General features: G+C 52.2%; 14 protein-coding genes. 12 read left to right on the top strand and 2 right to left on the bottom strand.

Going from position 1 to position 17,450, the window contains the following annotated elements; translation table 11 throughout:
* Window position 1 precedes the first annotated feature (1 nt).
* Window positions 2-424: a hypothetical protein gene (locus ACR0EV_RS17380; RefSeq protein ID WP_480801247.1), complete on the bottom strand. Its 423-nt coding sequence runs from the start codon at window positions 422-424 to the stop codon at window positions 2-4.
* Window positions 425-531: 107 nt separating this feature from the next.
* Here ACR0EV_RS17380 and ACR0EV_RS17375 point away from each other — a divergent pair, with 107 nt between their 5' ends.
* From ACR0EV_RS17375 to ACR0EV_RS17330, 10 genes are all read left to right on the top strand, one after another.
* Complete coding sequence (locus ACR0EV_RS17375; protein WP_480801246.1) at window positions 532-1,284, top strand: helix-turn-helix domain-containing protein; 753 nt, start codon at window positions 532-534, stop codon at window positions 1,282-1,284.
* 783 nt (window positions 1,285-2,067) lie between these two features.
* Complete coding sequence (locus tag ACR0EV_RS17370) at window positions 2,068-2,988, top strand: tyrosine-type recombinase/integrase (protein WP_480801245.1); 921 nt, start codon at window positions 2,068-2,070, stop codon at window positions 2,986-2,988.
* Window positions 2,989-3,415: 427 nt separating this feature from the next.
* The gene (gene repA / locus ACR0EV_RS17365; RefSeq protein WP_480801244.1) at window positions 3,416-4,600 is read left to right on the top strand and encodes a plasmid partitioning protein RepA; all 1,185 of its coding nucleotides are present in this window, start codon (window positions 3,416-3,418) and stop codon (window positions 4,598-4,600) included.
* Window positions 4,600-5,613 carry a plasmid partitioning protein RepB gene (gene repB, locus ACR0EV_RS17360; RefSeq protein WP_480801243.1) on the top strand — a complete coding sequence of 338 codons (1,014 nt, stop codon included), beginning with the start codon at window positions 4,600-4,602 and terminating at the stop codon, window positions 5,611-5,613. The genes repA and repB overlap by 1 nt, the downstream gene beginning before the upstream one ends.
* A 194-nt stretch (window positions 5,614-5,807) precedes the next feature.
* Window positions 5,808-6,890: a helix-turn-helix domain-containing protein gene (locus tag ACR0EV_RS17355; protein WP_480801242.1), complete on the top strand. Its 1,083-nt coding sequence runs from the start codon at window positions 5,808-5,810 to the stop codon at window positions 6,888-6,890.
* Between the two features lie 296 nt (window positions 6,891-7,186).
* Window positions 7,187-9,301, top strand: coding sequence for a hypothetical protein (locus tag ACR0EV_RS17350; protein ID WP_480801241.1), 2,115 nt, complete (start codon window positions 7,187-7,189; stop codon window positions 9,299-9,301).
* On the top strand, window positions 9,298-10,419 hold the full coding sequence (locus tag ACR0EV_RS17345; protein ID WP_480801240.1) for a phosphoribosyltransferase-like protein: 1,122 nt from the start codon (window positions 9,298-9,300) through the stop codon (window positions 10,417-10,419). Before ACR0EV_RS17350 ends, ACR0EV_RS17345 begins: the two co-directional genes overlap by 4 nt.
* A gap of 2 nt (window positions 10,420-10,421) precedes the next feature.
* A complete protein-coding gene (locus ACR0EV_RS17340; protein WP_480801239.1) occupies window positions 10,422-12,326 on the top strand; it encodes an ORC-CDC6 family AAA ATPase in 1,905 nt (634 codons plus the stop codon).
* On the top strand, window positions 12,319-13,449 hold the full coding sequence (locus ACR0EV_RS17335) for a hypothetical protein (protein WP_480801238.1): 1,131 nt from the start codon (window positions 12,319-12,321) through the stop codon (window positions 13,447-13,449). The genes ACR0EV_RS17340 and ACR0EV_RS17335 overlap by 8 nt, the downstream gene beginning before the upstream one ends.
* A complete protein-coding gene (locus ACR0EV_RS17330; protein WP_480801237.1) occupies window positions 13,446-14,519 on the top strand; it encodes a carbohydrate kinase family protein in 1,074 nt (357 codons plus the stop codon). The genes ACR0EV_RS17335 and ACR0EV_RS17330 overlap by 4 nt, the downstream gene beginning before the upstream one ends.
* 441 nt (window positions 14,520-14,960) lie before the next feature.
* Here ACR0EV_RS17330 and ACR0EV_RS17325 read toward each other — a convergent pair whose 3' ends face one another.
* On the bottom strand, window positions 14,961-15,362 hold the full coding sequence (locus ACR0EV_RS17325; RefSeq protein ID WP_480801236.1) for a hypothetical protein: 402 nt from the start codon (window positions 15,360-15,362) through the stop codon (window positions 14,961-14,963).
* 485 nt (window positions 15,363-15,847) lie between these two features.
* Here ACR0EV_RS17325 and ACR0EV_RS17320 point away from each other — a divergent pair, with 485 nt between their 5' ends.
* Together ACR0EV_RS17320 and ACR0EV_RS17315 are read left to right on the top strand one after the other, a co-directional pair.
* Entirely contained in the window at window positions 15,848-16,726 is an 879-nt protein-coding gene (locus tag ACR0EV_RS17320) for a DUF932 domain-containing protein (RefSeq protein ID WP_480801235.1), read from the top strand.
* 514 nt (window positions 16,727-17,240) lie between these two features.
* Window positions 17,241-17,450: hypothetical protein (locus tag ACR0EV_RS17315; RefSeq protein ID WP_480801234.1), on the top strand; the 210-nt coding region annotated here is incomplete at its 3' end.

The raw sequence follows: 17,450 nt of genomic DNA, 5'->3' as shown, positions 1-17,450 counted from the left end.
GCTAGTCTGTGGCAGGCCTCCACATTGGCCCGACGACCAACAGGAGAACGAGAATGTTCCACAACGTGTTCGGCCAGTTGCCCGAGGTGATTGATCCAGCGCTATCGAGCATGAACCACGACAGCACGCTGGCCAGAAGCGTCTTTCGGACACCCTCGGGGCTTACGTCGTATACCCAAGTTTTCAAGCACCACACCATGACGCCCCAACCCAGCAGGAACCCGCCCGCGAGTGCGGACAAGAACCAGACTTCTTCAGATTGGTAGGAAGGAAAACCGTCAATTGGCCAAGCCAATAGATCGAGCCCCCAACGTGCCGGTTCGTTGAATGCTGGCATCGTTCCAAGAAACAGGAGGGGACCGAAACCCGCGATTACAAGTGCCGAGATGTTGAGCCAATATTTGTGAAATGCCTTGGTCGCCACGGCGTGTCTCCATGTATCTTGTACCGAGACCTACGAGCTGCTGCCTCGTCAAAGCAATTACCTCAAAGGTAAGTGCGAAAGAGAATTCCACGTGCTAAACGAGGCCTATGACTGAATTCTCCGAAGCACTGAAATCGTGGCGTAAGTTCCGTCGCTATAGTCAGCTTGATCTCGCGGCGGAGGCTGAAATTTCGGGCCGGCACTTGTCCTTTCTTGAAACCGGACGGTCCCGGCCTAGCCGTGAAATGGTCATGCGCCTCAGCGAAACATTGCGACTCCCTCTGAACGCGCGAAACCAGTTTCTGACGCAAGCCGGATTTGCCGCCAAATATGGAGACCAGACCTGGACAGATGCAGAAATGGCTCCAATCCGTCAGGCCGTTGAATGGACGCTCTCCAATCACACGCCCTATCCCGGGTTGGCTGTCGATCGACTATGGCGGATCGTGCAAACCAACCAAACCGCAGCTGCGCTTTATGCTCAATTCGGCATTGGCGTCGGGGATAGTCTTGTCGATCTCGTGATGTCGGATGCTTTGCGGGAAGTCGTCGAAAACTGGCCGGAGGTAGCTCTGTCCGTGGCCGCGCGATTGCGTGTGGAAAATCTTGCGCAAGGTGGCGTTCCGGAATTTGATCGCGCGGCAGAGCACCTGGCCAAGGTCGGCGCTCCTTCTGGGCGCGCCAAAAGCCCTGTTATTCCAACCATCGTCACTCTGGGAGGCGCACGCCTGACAATGTTTGCCACCATTTCGCAGATTGGAACACCTGAAAACGTCATACTCGATGACTTCAAAATTGAGCTCTACTTTCCTATGGACGATGAGACACGAGATGCCTTTCGGGGTATGAATGCATTGTAAACATCACTTACCTTGCTAAGACGGCGCCAGATAGAAAGCGCACTGTTTCGCCCCCGCCTGAATTGAACCCTGAATGTCACTCGGGGGAATTAACCCCCGAGTGCAGAACGTACTGAAAACACTCACTCACGGTCAAACCGCCACCATAACATAGCGTCAAGGTTGGTCAAAAGCATGGCAAATGCGGGGAACAGTGAAGTCCGATTTCCAGATTTCGCTGTGCAAGGATATAGCGCCCAAGATCCGTGCGCGTTTACAAGCCATCTTTCCTGCTTGCGCGCATAATTATGATTTTTTGCCCGTTACATTCGCCATACCAAAACTTCCCATTTACTCCCGATAAGTATCGCTTATTACGTATGATTGATTTCCCGCAGAATTGCGCGCAGACTACCCCGCATGTGTCGGTTTTCCTTAACCAATGGACTCGCGACGGCATTGGTCCGTAACCCGTAGACCTCTGCCCCGATCCGGCAGAAAACCTTATTAGATGCAGCACCGTAACCTGCATTTTTGTAAACAAATACCGGCACAAATTTGGTCCGCGTCTACACTTAAAGGACCAACCCAGCATGAGGCCAACCATGAAACATGGTGAAAACAAGCAAGAGCAGTCTACAGGTAAGGGAAAATCGACATCATGAAGCCCCTTGCGCCATACCTCCCAGCCCCCTCCCCAGCCCTCTCCGCTGTGGATCAGGAGGCGCTGACAGATCTTTATATCCGCATATCCGCTGGACCCCCGCCAATACGCTGCGAGCTTATGAGCGTGATCTGCTCTACGTGACGGCGTGGAAGGCTGCGCGGTTCGATCTGGCCTTGCGCTGGCCCGAAAGCGAAGCCACCGCGCTGGCCTTCATCCTTGATCATGCGCGCGATCTCGGAGATGCCCCGCCCGAGGACCCCGCGCGACAGGTGGCAGAGGCACTGATCAACCAAGGCCTGCGTAAGTCGCTGGCCTGCCCGGCCCCGTCGACGCTGGACCGGCGCATCGCCTCCTGGCTGGCCTTTCACCGGATGAAGAACCTGACCTCCCCGTTTAGCGCTAGCCAGGTGAAACAGGCCCGCGCCAAGGCGCGCCGCGCCGCCGCCCGCCCCCCTGCCCCAAAGTCGCAGCACCCGATCACCCGCGACATTCTCGAGCAGCTGCTCGCCACCTGCCAAGGATCCCGCCGCGATTGCCACGACCGGGCTCTGCTGATGCTGGGCTGGGCCAGCGGTGGACGGCGCCGGTCCGAGATCACCGGGTTGAGGCGCGAGGATGTGTCGCTCAAGGAATTCGACACATCCGGTGTGGTCTGGCTCTCGTTGCTGGAGACCAAGACGACAACCAAAGGTGAAACGCCGCGGCTGGTGCTGAAAGGCCGCGCAGCCCAGGCGCTGGTGCATTGGATCGAGGTTGGACAGATTAAGAACGGGCCACTGTTCAGATCAGTCTCAAAAGCGGATCGTGTGCTGAAACGTCGGCTTTCACCAGACGCTATCTATCAGATCGTTAAACATCGCCTCCAGTTGGCAGGGTTGCCGGAGGACTTCGCCTCGCCGCACGGTCTGCGTTCTGGGTTCCTAACCCAAGCCGCACTGGACGGCGCCCCAATCCAGGCTGCCATGCGCCTGTCCCTGCACCGCTCCATGGCCCAGGCACAAAAGTACTATGATGACGTCGATATCGCCGAAAACCCGGCGACGGACCTGTTGGGGTGAGCACTTACTGATTGTTCAAAGCAAACCCAGCCCGAAGGATATGCTGGCTACCGCGACTATGTCTTATTTTCTGCTCCGCCTTCAAAGTGGCCAGCGCGGAAGCATATGCAGCAGATCGCAATAGATCCCCAAATTGATCGACTATCTGACGATGTTGCAAACATGTCTTGAGATGGCAGTGTCTCTTTGCCCTCCGCTAGCATAGGTCCCAGCAGGCTTGCGAGAGCACAGGATGCGAAGCGCAAGGCAAGAGAGCCTGCATTTTGTGTCAGCTCAAAAAAGTTCACAGCTGTGAACTATTCCAACAACATGTGGTAGAGCGCTGAGTTCGCTACCCTACATGTAAAAAAAGGTTGACTTGAATCATTACATCAGGTCTCAGTGTTGGTAGAGCGTAAATCGCCAATTCGAGCATACAGATGTAACCATGATCCCAACCACACCCATAGCATCAACTTCTCCAGTTGATATCAGCAGTGAGATCAGTAGTCGATTGAATCTCGCAATCAAAGAACACCTTCTTGCGGCCTATGCTCCCGACTCAACAAAGCAACTGCGCCTTTTCCCAGCTCAAGAGGTTTGTGACCTGATGGGCATTAGCCATCAGTATCTTCGCAAAGCAACTGTTGAGGGCGCTGTTCCCGAGGCCAGTGAGATCAATCACGGTCGTAGGTATTATACAGGTCAGGAAGTTTGGGAACTACGGAAACTTCTGGACGCCCGTAGTAAAACTCCTGGACGATACGTCCCACGACGGTGCGAAGGCGAGACGCTACAGCGAATTCAGGTTATGAATTTCAAGGGCGGATCGAGCAAATCCACGACATGCATTCACCTTGCGCATTACCTCGCCCTGCAAGGCTTCAGGGTGCTTTGTGTTGACCTTGACCCTCAAGCTTCGCTTTCGGCAATGTGTGGCCTTCAAACCGAGCTGGATGAGAGTATTGATACCGTTTACGACGCGATCACATACCATGATCCAATTCCGATGAAGGAAGTCATCCGAGAAACTTACTTTCCCGGCCTTTCGATCGCGCCCGGCGGGCTGATGCTGTCCGAATTTGAGGCAGAGTCGGCCAAACTAAACAGCAAGCAACACCCCTTTTTCGCGCGCCTTCACGACGCTCTTATGTCAGTTGAGGCCGACTACGATGTGGTTCTGATCGATAGCCCCCCAAGCCTTGGCTTTATCACAATGGGTGGTATGGCGGCCGCGACTTCAGTGATTGTGCCACTGACTCCCTCGATGCTCGATGTCGCGTCCACAGCGCAGTTTCTAAAAATGACTTCGTCGTACATGGAGGTAATTGAAAGAAGCGGGGCAAAACTTGTTTATGATAACTACCGTCTCTTAATTACGCGGGATGAGCCGGTCGACACACCATCCCAAACAATTGTCGCGTTTATGCGGGCCCTCTTTCAGGAGCGAGTAATGACTGCAACCAGCCTGAAAAGTACCGCCATTAGCGATGCAGCGATGCTTCAGCAATCAATCTATGAGCTGAACAGGTCGGATCTGACCCGTGCAACTTACGACCGAGCCAAGTCCTCTATGGATGCCGTCGGCAAAGAAGTAGAACAAATGGTTCTTGAAGCATGGGGACGCAACTGATGGCAAAAGAACGCAGAGCAAGAAAGCGTCATTCCAGCATGATGGAGATCGCAGAGCAGGCGACTATGGACGTCAAGGACGCAGTCCCCGCCCCTGCCCGACCAATCACTCCGGGTCTTCAATTCATTGAGGACACATATAACGCTATTGATGAGATAGACCCAGATCTTATCGATGACTGGGGTGTCGAAGATCGACTCGAGAAGTTCACAGCTGTGAACTCCGGGGCTGACGAAGACACTGACATACCCAACCATTCACTTGAACAATTGGCGGAAAGCATTCGAGAAAATGGTCAGCAAGTGCCAATTCAGGTGCGCCACGAACCTGGTCGAACCGGTCGTTATCAGATCATTTATGGTCGGCGTCGCCTAGCTGCCTGCCGCTATCTGAAAGAAAATTACCCAGATGAAGAAATTAAGATTAAAGCTAATGTTGTCGATCTTGATGATGACAAGGCTCTGATCGCCAAGGCTCTTGAAAATGCGTCCAGGAAGGACCTCACATTCTACGAGCGCGCTCGATTTGCCACAGACATCATTGCTTCAGGCAAAAGCAGGTCAGAAGTCATAACAATCATGTCCCTGACCAAGTCTGGGTTGTCCAACTTAGAGCGCGTTACGAAGTCAATACCGCGAGAACTGGGTGATGCCATTGGAGCTGCGCCAGGCTTTGGTCGCACCAAGTGGATGATCTTGGTGGACGCTTTAGATCAAAAGGCGATCACACTTCGCAACGCATTCCGTGAACTGGAGAAGCTGCCTCCCGACTCTTCTTCAGACGAACGACTCTTGGCGCTGCTTGATGAGATAAAGAGGAAATCCGAAACACCTAGACCGAACCCCAGAATCGTCGGGGAGGGCCTGGCAACCGTCAAACAAGGGGCTTCCGGACTGAATATAAGTATTAATGACAGCGTAGCCCCAGGTTTCTCTGATTGGCTAGACGAACACATTGAAACTCTAATGAAGGAATTCCGGGACCGCTTTGAGGCAGTAAGCGGACGGAAGTAAGAAGTTCACAGCTGTGAACAAATCATAGGCAAGCGAGCAAAGGAGAAAAGGTAGAAAGAAATAGCCCCCGAAAGCGGTGATGCTCCCGAGGACCAAATCTTGTCTAGCAACTTGAACTTAGCTCCTCCCGAATCACCACACAAGAAAAAACACCCTTGGGTGGGCGATATTTCTGTGTCTGCTGACAAAAAGCCATGAGGACAGTAACAAATTTCGCTCCGGCAGGAGCAGTCCGGTCGTTGGCCGGGCAGGGGAGCAGTGCACCCAAATGGATGCAACTCCGTGCTATAGAAGAGGCCCGTGAACCGCTTGGGCTGAAAGCTACGAGCATATCTATTGTGCGAGCCATGCTCTCTTTTATGTCAGCTGACCGTGTAAACGAAATGGCCGATGAACATCACATCGTCTATGCAAGCAATTCTTCAATAGCTGACCGTGCCCACGTGAGCGTTCAAACAGTAGAGCGTCACGTCTCGAAGTTGATAAAATTGGGCATCATCAAACGCACTACCGCTGCAAACGGCAAAAGATGGTGCAGACGAGACGGAGCAGGGCGGGTAACGCTGGTCAGTGGACTGTCGCTTCTACCCCTGGCAACCCGTCATGCGGAGTTTACAGCCCTCGCCGGTGAGTATCGTCGTGCGCAAGAGGCCCTTCAGGTGCTTCGGGATGAATGCACAGTAGCGATGGCCCAGCTTCAAGACGTCATCTCAGATGGTGTTCAGGATCTACTGGTTCGGGCTCGACTAATCCTACGCCGTCGGCCGCAACAGGACATTCTTCAGGGGCTGCTGGACGAGATAAATGAGTGTGTTTCTGTGGAAAACCGCTCATCGGAAACCTGCGAGCCCGCCAATTTGAGGGACGGCGACGGCGAAATTGAGGGGCACAAAGAACATTTACTGACTCATAAAAGTAATAAAGAAGATCTTTATTGGAATAAGGTGACCCAGGATCAAATGGAACACGCATTCCCTCGGTTGTGCTCAGAATTACGGTTTGCCCGAAATCAGGCGCATTGTGATCAACTAATGGACCAATTAGCGGACCACATGAAGCTTGGAGAGGGTTGGTATGCAATGAAATCATCACATGCCCCAGCGATACGCTTCATGGTCTTAGGTTATATTTTGCAACGCGTTGAAATAGTACGAAGCCATAGAGCATACCTGACGTGGATTTTGAACAAGATTGATCGCGGAGAAATGGAACCGAGGACTCTGTTGATACCACAGAAAACCGGGCGAGATGGATGGGAGGATTGTAAGAAAACTTAGCGCGGTGCCCCGGATAGCGGCCAATTGCTCGAAGGCGCCACCGGAAACTCCTGCAGCGGTTTGTCTCCTTGGAATGATTGAGAAGGCGAGGGCAGGGGAGTTGAATATTGAGCGCAGACTCAATGGACGATTGAGCGGCTATTCAAACTCGAACCTTGTCCATTCACGGGGTCTTGAACGACTGAAGAGAAAGGTGTTTCAATGCCAGGTTATTTTCAGAACGCCCACCTAATTCAGACCTGAGACCTTGAGAAAATTGAACGTCCTGCGTTGGTTTCGTTAGCGAACGGTCTTGATTGGTTTCGGGCTCCAAGTTTGGAAAAACAGTCCCTCAAGCAGTTGAATCTTCGCAACTTACAGTCGATGATGGAACAATCGAGGAAAGAACATATAACTCAAGTGATTTGAACCAAGTTGGTCAACAACCGCGCGTTGTCAAAGCGCTGTTCTGGCATCTGACTCAAATCTCGAAGAAAGACAGGCAAACAATGGCTTCGCGATACAGGGCGGAACTCAATAGGTCTGAAGAAGCCTATCGATCAGCGATTCGTGCCGACATCTCGGAACTACGCAGGGTTGTCGATTCTTGGCGTGACCAATCTATGCTTATGGTCGGTTCGGGCGGTTCATACTCGGTAGCTAGCTTTGCTGCCCAAATCCACGAAGCCAGCAGCGGCTTTCCAGCGAAAGCAGTAACTCCGCTAGAAGTAACCTTGGGCAATCTGCAGGAAACTGGCGTAGCGTGTTTTTCTGCAAGCGGTCGAAATCGTGACATCGGCGTTGCGTTCAAAACTGCAGCCCAGCGAGAACTGTCGCCTCTTTCGGCGCTGGTGCTAAGAGACGAGAGTCCACTCCACGCACTAAACAAAAGATTTCAATATTCGGACGTAGTAGGCATTACCGCAGATAGCTTTAAAGACGGTTTCTTAGCAGTGGGGTCATTAATCGCATCGTCCGTATTGATTACACGCGCTTATACGGAAAATTCGCCAAATGAAGTGGAACTCCCGCCAACTCTAGAAGAACTAATGCACCTGGCAACTGTAGGCTGGTCTGCGCCAGACATTGCTGTGCAAGCCAAAGAGCTGTGTGAAAGTCGAACCATCAGTGTTCTGTCTACAAACTCTCTTCGAGCTACTTCTGTGGATTTGGAATCCCGCTTCGTAGAAGCTGGCTTAGGCAATCTACACGTCGCAGATATAAGGAATTTCGGTCACGGTCGCCACTTTTGGATGCACAAACACAGGGCGACAACCGGCATTGTCAGTCTAATCGGCGACGGAATGTGCGCACTTGCAGATAAAACGCTTGACGTGTTGCCCCCAGAGATACCGCGCCTTCGGATAGATTTTCAGGGGTCAAAGCATGTTCAGGCGATTGCGGGAATTATTGCTGGCCTCTACATTAGTCTCGGAGCAGGCGAGGCTGCCGGAGTGGATCCTGCCAAGCCCGGCGTGCCAGATTTTGGGCGAAAGCTTTATCGAATTGGGCCAGCGCCACCTCGCACGCCCCAAAAAGAGCTGAACTTCCGGGCATCTATTCTCCGAAAGGGCCTTCCGACTTCGGGAAGCCATATGGCAGATTGGCGCACGCACTATGAATTATCAATTGCTTCAGTCACCAGCGCCAAAATCCAAGGCCTTGTAATGGACTACGATGGCACCATTGCCGATGAACGTGATCGGTACAGAGTCGGATTGCGTTCACCAATAGCGCGACAACTAACCCGGCTTCTTGGGGAAGGGTTGGCCGTTGGGATAGCTACCGGCAGAGGGCCAAGCGCCGGAGCTTCGCTGAGATCGAGCATACCGAGTGATTATTGGAGTTCGGTGCTCGTAGGATACTACAACGGAGCAGTTATCACTTCGCTTGCAGACGACCGTGATCCTTTGGTTGAGGAAATGGACGAAAACGATCAGTTCATTTGTGAACTGAAGAAGGCGGCAACCCTGTCGTCTTGCCATATGCGTGCAAACAAAAAACAGATCTCAGTAAAGCTCGACAAACGGTCCGACGTACCACTCGCGTTTGCAGAAATTCAGGCGGCGCAAACTAAAGGGTCTTTCGAGAGTCCTATCGTCGTGTCGAGCCATTCGGTGGATATCTTAATCGGAAGGCAAAGCAAGTTGATGCTTGTGAGCGAATTGTGTTCTCAAAGAGGAATACATGCTGATACGGTTCTTCGACTTGGCGACCGAGCCATGCCACCAGGAAATGATGCTGAGCTTCTCGACCACCCTTTGGGGCTGAGCGTTGAGGTAGCCAACCGAGATCGAAAGACAGGCTGGGCGTTTGCTCCAGCAGGAATTCGAGGCGTACAAGCATCTGTTTATTATCTTCAAAGGCTCAAGAAATCGGGGGGCCATTGGGCTTTAACGATCAAGGGTGGTGATAGAGGCTTGAAGACTTGAAGAAAGAACTGGCAGAAACGCTTCTCACAAAGATTATGGGCTGGACCGACGCTGAAAAAGCGGAGGAAAGAGCTCTCTTGGAAAGCTTCGCGGCCTACAAATACGACGAATACCAGCAGTTTGCTCCAGGTCGTAGGTTCCTTGAGAGTTTGGCGCTTTGGCTGCAGCAGTTCGAAACAAAACAAGAGCGTGATACGGCATATGCTTTTGTGAAAGAGCGCCTCATTTTCATTTCTAATGCCGAGATCAACCACTTGGTTGGATTGGCTTTTCCGACGTTTGTTCGTCCAAAGCTCATTTCAGATACAGCGAAGTCTGACCCTCGCATTGAAGCACACCGTGTGAAATCCTTGGTGAAATCAGAAGAATATCGAGCAAGACTACGTAAAACGCTTTTTCTCGGGCTTAGTGATGGTGCACGCACAGACCAGTTTCGCAGAGCCCATCCTCAAGACATTACCCATGAACAAGTTTTCCATGCCTACGATATGTCGTCTCCTAAAGCTAAAGGGTTTACCGACAAGCTTCAAAAAGACCTAGCAACTATCTTTGAAGCCGAAGTACCCGAGAAGGACGCGAAGTTTGACTATGTTGTGCTGCTCGACGACTTCACGGCGAGCGGAACGAGCTATCTGCGAGAGGATAAAGAGGGCGGGTGGGACGGAAAAATTTCAAAAATCATCCGCGAGCTGGATAGTGACGAGGCCCTTGGAACCGCAGTGGCGAGCAAAGGGGTCACGGTTATTATTGTGATTTATATAGCCGCTGATCAAGCGATCGAGCACATCGAGCAGCGCCTGAACAAAGTACCGTTTTCGAAAGGCTCAATAGAATTCCACGTTGTTCATCGGCTGAACAACGGCGCAAAACTTGCGCTGCCAAGCGACAAAGAAATGCTCTCGTTGGCTGGTCAAGACCGGTACTTTGACGAAGAAGCTGATGACGAGCATTCTAAAGTTGGAGGTACTTCTAAGCGGTTTGGTTATGCGGGATGTCAACTACCTGTTGTTCTTTCCCACAACACGCCCAACAATTCTATCTATCTTTTGTGGGCAGAAGATGTACATAATGTTCGCGGTTTGTTCCCACGCGTTAGCCGTCACAGAAAGTTTGAATAGCAGTGAGAAATCCATTCCGCATACGAGCATCCCAACGGTCGGTAAGTGATGAGCAGTTTGTTCGGCTGTTCGGACCAAGTGCCTTGGATGTTGTAAGCGACAAGGAAGATCCGTTTTCGGGTCTTGTTTTCTTTCGTAGTGCTCCGGGAGGCGGGAAAACAACTCTATTGCGAATGATGCTCCCTCGTCCTCTTGAGCTTGCCGTGTCGCTAAGAGATGACCAACAGGTGAAGCCGACATTTGATGTACTGAACAGCCTCGGAGCTGTCGATGAAAATGGCGTCAACCTTCTTGGAGCAATGATATCCTTTTCGACGGAATACCAAGATTTGGCTCAAATCGATCGAGGCAACGGGCTGTTCAGATCCCTTTTGGACTCAAGGATTGTAATTGCTACGCTTCGTTCCCTGCTTGATCACAGCGGAAGACTATACCCAAACGATTTAGAGGCACTCCAGGTTTCTTGGGAGCCCGAGTCAGGTGCGACTATTCCGGCATCCGCGAGTGGCTTGGAACTATTTGAATGGGCCTCAGATATTGAGCGCAACTTCTACGATCGCATGGACGATCTTGGGGAACCAAACGAGCTGCAAGGTGGGCACACCAGACTCGACAGCTTGAGATGGTATGCGAAGTCGAAAATGCTGGTCGCAAACAGGGAAGTTCGAGCCCAACGAATTCTCCTTTTTGACGAGCTGCAGTTCTTGGATAGTGGCCAGCGTCAAAGCCTAATCAAGCTGGTTACAAACGCTAGGGAGCCGTGCGGAATTTGGATTGCTGAACGACTTGATGCGATGAGCCAACAGGACCTTCTAACGGAAGGGGCGTTGGAAAAGCGGGACTATGACTCTGTCATCCAACTGGAAAAGCAATGGTCAAACAAGAAATCGTTAGGTTTCACCAGGTTCGCCGAACAGATAGCTAATCTCCGGGCAGCCAAAGCTGATGGCTTTGAAGGCCGTGAATTCTTTCCGCTGATCGCAAACGAAGAAGATCCCGACTTGAGCGGAGTTCTTTACAGCACCAGAGCTGAGGAAATCGAACAGCAACTAGTTGGAAAAGTCGGAGCTGATAGCCGCTATGAAGAATGGTTGGCCGCTGCACGAGATGATCAGAAAAATGCGATCAACGCCGCGATAAAATGGCGTTCGACCGAAATCCTCATCGAGCGTGATTTGAAGCGAAGCCAATCCTCTTTCGCATTTGATGTTCTTCCCGCGGACGAGCTCGAGGAAAAAGAAAGAGCTGTTTCGCGGGCTGCTGAGCATTTCTTGAGAACCGAAATGGGAACACCACTCTACTACGGAAAAGAAACGCTGGCGGCTGTGGCTAGTTACAATATCGATCAGTATCTTGAAATTGCTGGATCGCTCTTCGAGGAGATCTCTGCAAAAATCTCCGGACCGAGAAGCATTCCCAGAGCGTTGTCTGCTGATCGTCAGGATGCAATCATCCGAAGTGTTGCTGAGCTGCGTTGGGAAGGTTTAGTCCGGCGGTTGCCACACGGATACGATGCAAAAAGGTTCTTGGAAGCCTTGGGAAGGTTTTGTAGGGAACAGACCTTTCGACCGACCGCACCGTATATGCCTGGCGTCACAGGTTTCGCGATATCGATGCAGGATCGGGATACTTTGGCAACAACAGACGAGGACAAAATTAAGCACCTTCTCGAACTACGGGACGTGATTGCGTCCCTCGTGGCACACAATTTGATAACGCCAAATTTGGACCGAAAGGCCAAAGGCAAATCTTATATGGTCTTCTACTTAAACAGACTGTTGTGTGTGAAATTCGGCCTGCCCCTGGGCTACGGCGGATGGCGTGAGCAATCACTTGGCACTCTTCACCGTTGGATGGAGCTCGGTGAGGCAGCGGAGCGCTCTGAAAAGGAGCCGCGTTTTGTCTAATAAACCTACTGAAATGCGTTGGGATCCGTATATTTTTAAACAGGGTCCAGAGTTCGACTCCTTCTGGCAACAGTATGTTGCGCAGGATTCCAGGCGTTACTTATTCCTTCTTGGGCGCGGGTTTGACCCAAGGGCTCTGTCTGCTTTAAAAAAGATCCTCAGTTTTGGCGCCGAAATCGATGTTTGGTTGCTAGCTTTTGACAACGGTTTCGAAGACAGCGAGCGTCGAATTGAACTGACTCGAGAGAACGTTACGGAACTTGAAGGCTTGGCCGGCGTCGCTAAAATTCAGGAAATCGAAATTGTCTTGGGAAGATCCGGTCAAGGCAATACGACTTCAAGGAATGTTCGCCGCGCGCTTAACAACGCAGGTGAACTGAACGACTACACCGACATTGTTGTTGATATAAGCGCCATGCCTAGAATGGTCGCACTCACGTCAGTCGCTTTTTTGCTTCACGAACTGGACTCTCTGGCCGAAAGCTCGATTGAGGTTAATCTGCATGTGACAACGGCCGAGAGTGTTTCTGCAGATATCGGCGCGGCACGCGGCACTCTTCGCGACGATGTTACCAACGTAGTAGGCTTCTCCGGTCGGCTTGGAGGCGAGTCAACCGATCAGATTCCCCGTGTATGGTTCCCAGTGCTTGGCGAACAGCAAGGAATTCGTCTGAACAGAATTCGAGACTCCCTTGATCCGGACGAAATCTGTCCGATTATACCGTTTCCAACCAGAGAACCACGGCGTGGCGATGAAATCATTCGCGAACATAGACAGCAACTGTTCGAAGACTTCCAAGTGGAACCTGGGAACATCCTAAGAGCATCAGAATACAACCCCTTTGAGGCCTACAAACAGGTCTTTTGGGCCATGGATAGATACCGAAGGGCGCTTGGTGAACTGGGTGGCTGCAAGGCATTTGTCTCACCACTATCGTCAAAACTTTTGTCAATTGGTGCCTTGCTGGCGTGCTATGATCATTTATACGGAACCATCGGGGGAGAACGGATGTCAGTTGGAATTTTATACGTGGAAACGGCGGATTACGCCGACCCCATTATTGATGATTCTACTGAATTCGAACTCTCCTCCATGTGGCTCCGCGGAGATTGGGAGCGATGACCTTGGATAACGAACCGGTAGCTATCGAGAATTCACGCCTAAGCGCTTTCGGTGCCGGCTTTCTGGCGATGGATGTAGTTGAAGGATTAGAGACTACATTTGCCACTGCCGGAGGGACCTGCGGAAACGTCATGGCTCTTCTGAGTTGGCTCGGTTGGGCCTCATTTCCCGTTGCAAGGCTTGGATTGGATGAACCTGGCGACTTTGTTCTTGAGGACCTTAGGTTCGACGGCGTTAGAACAGAATTCGTCACTCAAGAAGAAGCAGTCAGTACACCTGTCGTTGTCCAGAAGTTCAAAGTTGACGCGGAAGGTCACAGGTCTCACCGTTATGTACTTACCTGTCCTGACTGCGGTGGCTGGTTACCGCGCTTCAGACCGGCAACGATCCGGCAGGTACAACCAATCATCGATTCCAATGTTTTGCCAAATGTCTTCTTTTTCGATCGGGTTTCGCCAAGCGCAATTAAGCTTGCGTCTTGGGTTCGGGAACATGGAGGATTGGTCGTTTTTGAACCATCTTCAATTGGTGATGAAAATCAGTTTCGAAAGGCCACGAGTATTTGCCATATCCTAAAATTTGCAGAGGACAGGCTTGGCCATCTAGATGACATTCGCAACCTTGCCGACCCTGATCTAATTATTCAAACCCTTGGATCGCGCGGTCTTGAATTCCGATTTGGTAATACTTGGTATGAGATGGCTGCATTCGAAGCACCACTTTTTTTGGATGCGGCAGGTTCAGGTGATTGGTGCACCGCAATACTATTAGTCGAACTTGGCACAAGAGGCATGTTGGCGCCGGAGCAATGGAAAGCTAATGAGCTGGCCGCTGCTTTGAACAAGGGACAGGCGGCTTCTGCGATAAACTGCGGTTTTGAAGGAGCCCGCGGGGCAATGTATGCGACGGAAAAGTCAAAACTTTTTGCAGCAATAGCTAATTTGACGGACGGTCGCGAGGTGTCGATCGAACGTCTAGTCGAAACTAAACCAGAACCACGCGTGAAATTGTGCTCCCTCTGCAGGGTTCCACCTTTTGATGAAAAGGAAGCCGTAGTGTCGGCGGGATAATAGTTCTGCTTCTGGATTGGCCAAACACTGCTAAACGACGTACGATTTCTTCAGTTCGCTTCGCGGCGAACGTCCGGAATTCGGAATGCAACCTCAGCATTGTCGGACGTTCCTCAACAGCAGGTTTGGGCTGTGACAGGACGTGGAAAACGGTGCGGGGGCTTATGCTGCGTCTGCTCCGAGATCTTCAATGAGCTCAAGCCCCCCTTATCAAGTGTGATTGCATGGACGCGATAGCCGCTCCGTGCTACTGAATTTCGAATATCTTTTTTGTGGTGAAAAAGATGACCTGGGCCCGTTCCGAAAGGACGGGCCTTTCTTTTTGGATCTGGATTGGTGGCGGCGCCGGGTCAATAACCCGGTCGCTAGTCTGACAGGTCTCCCAACGAAGGAGTTTGCCGGATCGGGAGTGATAAATCACCGCCGCCATAATCTCGAACACTACGAAGAACCGAGACGGCTCAGAATAAGCTCTTTGGGGGATTGATCCAAAACCAATGTTTCGATGCCAAGGCGCAAATACCTATCAGGCGCGGACGAGGATCGGTATCCGGATTTGGAGATCTTAGTATCCTCCTCCTTAGTGATAGTGATCATCGGGTTTTCGACGAAAATGTTCCAGACATCAAATGGCGTTTGATGAGCTGCGCCCTGAAGAATTTGTAGCCATATCGCCTTTAAGGGCAGAGGATGCTCATTGATGGTCAACTTGTGCCAATCGCCCAACCTGTTGACGCTATTCATAAGATCATGTGCGGAACGGCTGATACGGTTGTTTTCATCTTTGATCTTGCTAGATCCTGCGTCCTTGCCGATTGTCGCGTAGTTGGACAGAACCCGCATAGTGAAAGTGATAACTTGATCACGTTTTTCACGGTGCCTAGGGCACACGGGCACGCCCGCTCAGCCCTGCCCAGACATTATCATTATTGGCGATAGCAGACCGCTGAGGCGGTCTGCTGCGCTTGTCTTCCCCGAGCGTCAGGGGGCCGAAAAGCTCTCGTATCTGATCCCGTCGCGCTGGAAGGCGCAAAGGGAGATCCGCGCCAGGTCGCGGATCACATGAATTTATTTGTGCGCCTCAAGCAGAAAAACGGCTTTCACCCGCTGCGCGGGCAAACCTTCCGTTTTTCAGCCTGACCAGTTCGCCCGGATCACATCCGGATCTTTTCCATCGGCCCCCCTCCTTTCCGGGAAAAACCGCGGATGGGTGCATGTGGCTGATGTTGAGGCCGATGGGTCGTTTCCTTGACCCATCGGAACAAACCAAACCGAGAGCGGATAGGTCGAGAGACATCGGCCACCGCATCACCACAAAAAGAGAGTTTATGACTATGGGTTACAATCGTTACATGAGCGGAATGTCCTGCGGTGGTCTGGTCACAGGTGAGGCCCTGACCGACGATCAATTGCGCAATGCCGTGCCCTCGATCTTTGCCACCGAAGCCCACGAAAGCCGGTCTGACCGCTTTGTTGCTGTGCCGACCATCGACGTACTGGCCGGACTGCGTAAGGAAGGGTTTGACCCGTTCTTTGCTCAACAGGCCAACACCCGCACGCCCGGAAAGGCAGAGTTCACAAAGCACATGCTGCGCCTGCGTCACCGCTCGATCACCAATGCTGAAGGAGAAGCCTTTGAAATCATCTTGGTCAACGCCAATGACGGGACATCATCCTATCAAATGGTTCCGGGTTTTTTCCGGTTCGTTTGCGCCAATGGTCTGATGGTTGGCGACAGCTTTAACGAGGTGAAAGTACGTCACTCTGGCGACGCCATCCATGAGGTGATCGAAGGAGCATTCACCGTTCTGGAAAATGCGCCGAAAGTGGCCGAGCAGGTCGAAACCTTCAAAGGAATCGCGTTGGACGCCGCCGAGCGCAAAGTGTTCGCGGAAGTGGTCCACGAGCTGCGCTTTCCCGACGCTCACAAAGAGGATGGAAAACCCGCGCCGGTTGAAGCGGACACACTGCTGAAAACCCGTCGCAATGCAGACCGCCTATCCGACCTTTGGACAGTTGGGAATGTTCTTCAGGAGAACGTCATCAAGGGCGGGTTGCATGGTCGCGTCAAAGATACCAACGGTCGCACACGTCGCCAGCGCACTCGCGCCGTTGCAGGGATCGATCAGAATAAAGCGCTGAATCGGGCAATTTGGTCTCTTACCGAAAAGATGGCCGAGCTGAAGGGTGTGGACCTCGCAGCCTGAAAAAAATCGCGCGGCTCGACCAGGGCCGCGCGACCTCAAATGATGTGACATGATGTGAGCGGGTGTGTTGTCCCGGCCGAGCGGGGCAGGGTGCCCCGATCGACCAGGACTGTGCGCTACTCGTGCGCAGGGCCGCCGAGCGGCCGGGATCGACAGTTTACCACAGGCAGGTCGCTCTCATTCTCGCGTGTTCGCTTTGTTGCCTGCTGCGGTTCCGACGAATTATCTCCCAAGGTCGAAATTGCCGGAACTGGAAAACTGCCGATTCCCGCAAGTGGGTAGGGCGGTTCTGATCTCTCACCTTTCAGAAATTGGAAATGTACTCAGTCAGTGGAGATCCGCGCGAGGCGCGCGGCTCGCATTGATCATTTGACAGGGCAGGAGACACGGGCACGCCCGCTTACCCCTGCCCAGGCACTGTTCATATTGGCGAAAGCAGACCGCTGAGGCGGTCTGCTGCGCTTGTTTTCCCCGAGCGTCAGGGGGCCGAAAAGCTCTCGTATCTGATCCCGTCGTGCTGGAAGGCGCAAAAAGAGATCCGCGCCAGGTCGCGGATCACATGATTTTTTTGTGCGCCTCAAGCAGAAAAACGGCTTTCACCCGCTGCGCGGGCAAACCTTCCGTTTTTCAGCCTGACCAGCTCGCCCGGATCACATCCGGATCTTTTCCATCGGCCCCCCTCCTTTCCGGGGAAAAACGCGGATGGGTGCATGTGGCTGATGTT

Source organism: Ruegeria sp. CF8, from assembly GCF_056537285.1.
Note: the sequence above shows the minus strand (reverse complement) of the source record. Positions and strands in the feature narration are given on the sequence as shown.

Excerpts from the sequence above, each read along its gene's own strand:
- repA (WP_480801244.1), top strand. The coding sequence starts at position 3,416 with ATGATCCCAACCACACCCATAGCATCAACTTCTCCAGTTGATATCAGC.
- ACR0EV_RS17320 (WP_480801235.1), top strand. The coding sequence starts at position 15,848 with ATGACTATGGGTTACAATCGTTACATGAGCGGAATGTCCTGCGGTGGT.
- ACR0EV_RS17330 (WP_480801237.1), top strand. The coding sequence starts at position 13,446 with ATGACCTTGGATAACGAACCGGTAGCTATCGAGAATTCACGCCTAAGC.
- repB (WP_480801243.1), top strand. The coding sequence starts at position 4,600 with ATGGCAAAAGAACGCAGAGCAAGAAAGCGTCATTCCAGCATGATGGAG.
- ACR0EV_RS17355 (WP_480801242.1), top strand. The coding sequence starts at position 5,808 with ATGAGGACAGTAACAAATTTCGCTCCGGCAGGAGCAGTCCGGTCGTTG.
- ACR0EV_RS17325 (WP_480801236.1), bottom strand. The coding sequence starts at position 15,362 with ATGCGGGTTCTGTCCAACTACGCGACAATCGGCAAGGACGCAGGATCT.
- ACR0EV_RS17375 (WP_480801246.1), top strand. The coding sequence starts at position 532 with ATGACTGAATTCTCCGAAGCACTGAAATCGTGGCGTAAGTTCCGTCGC.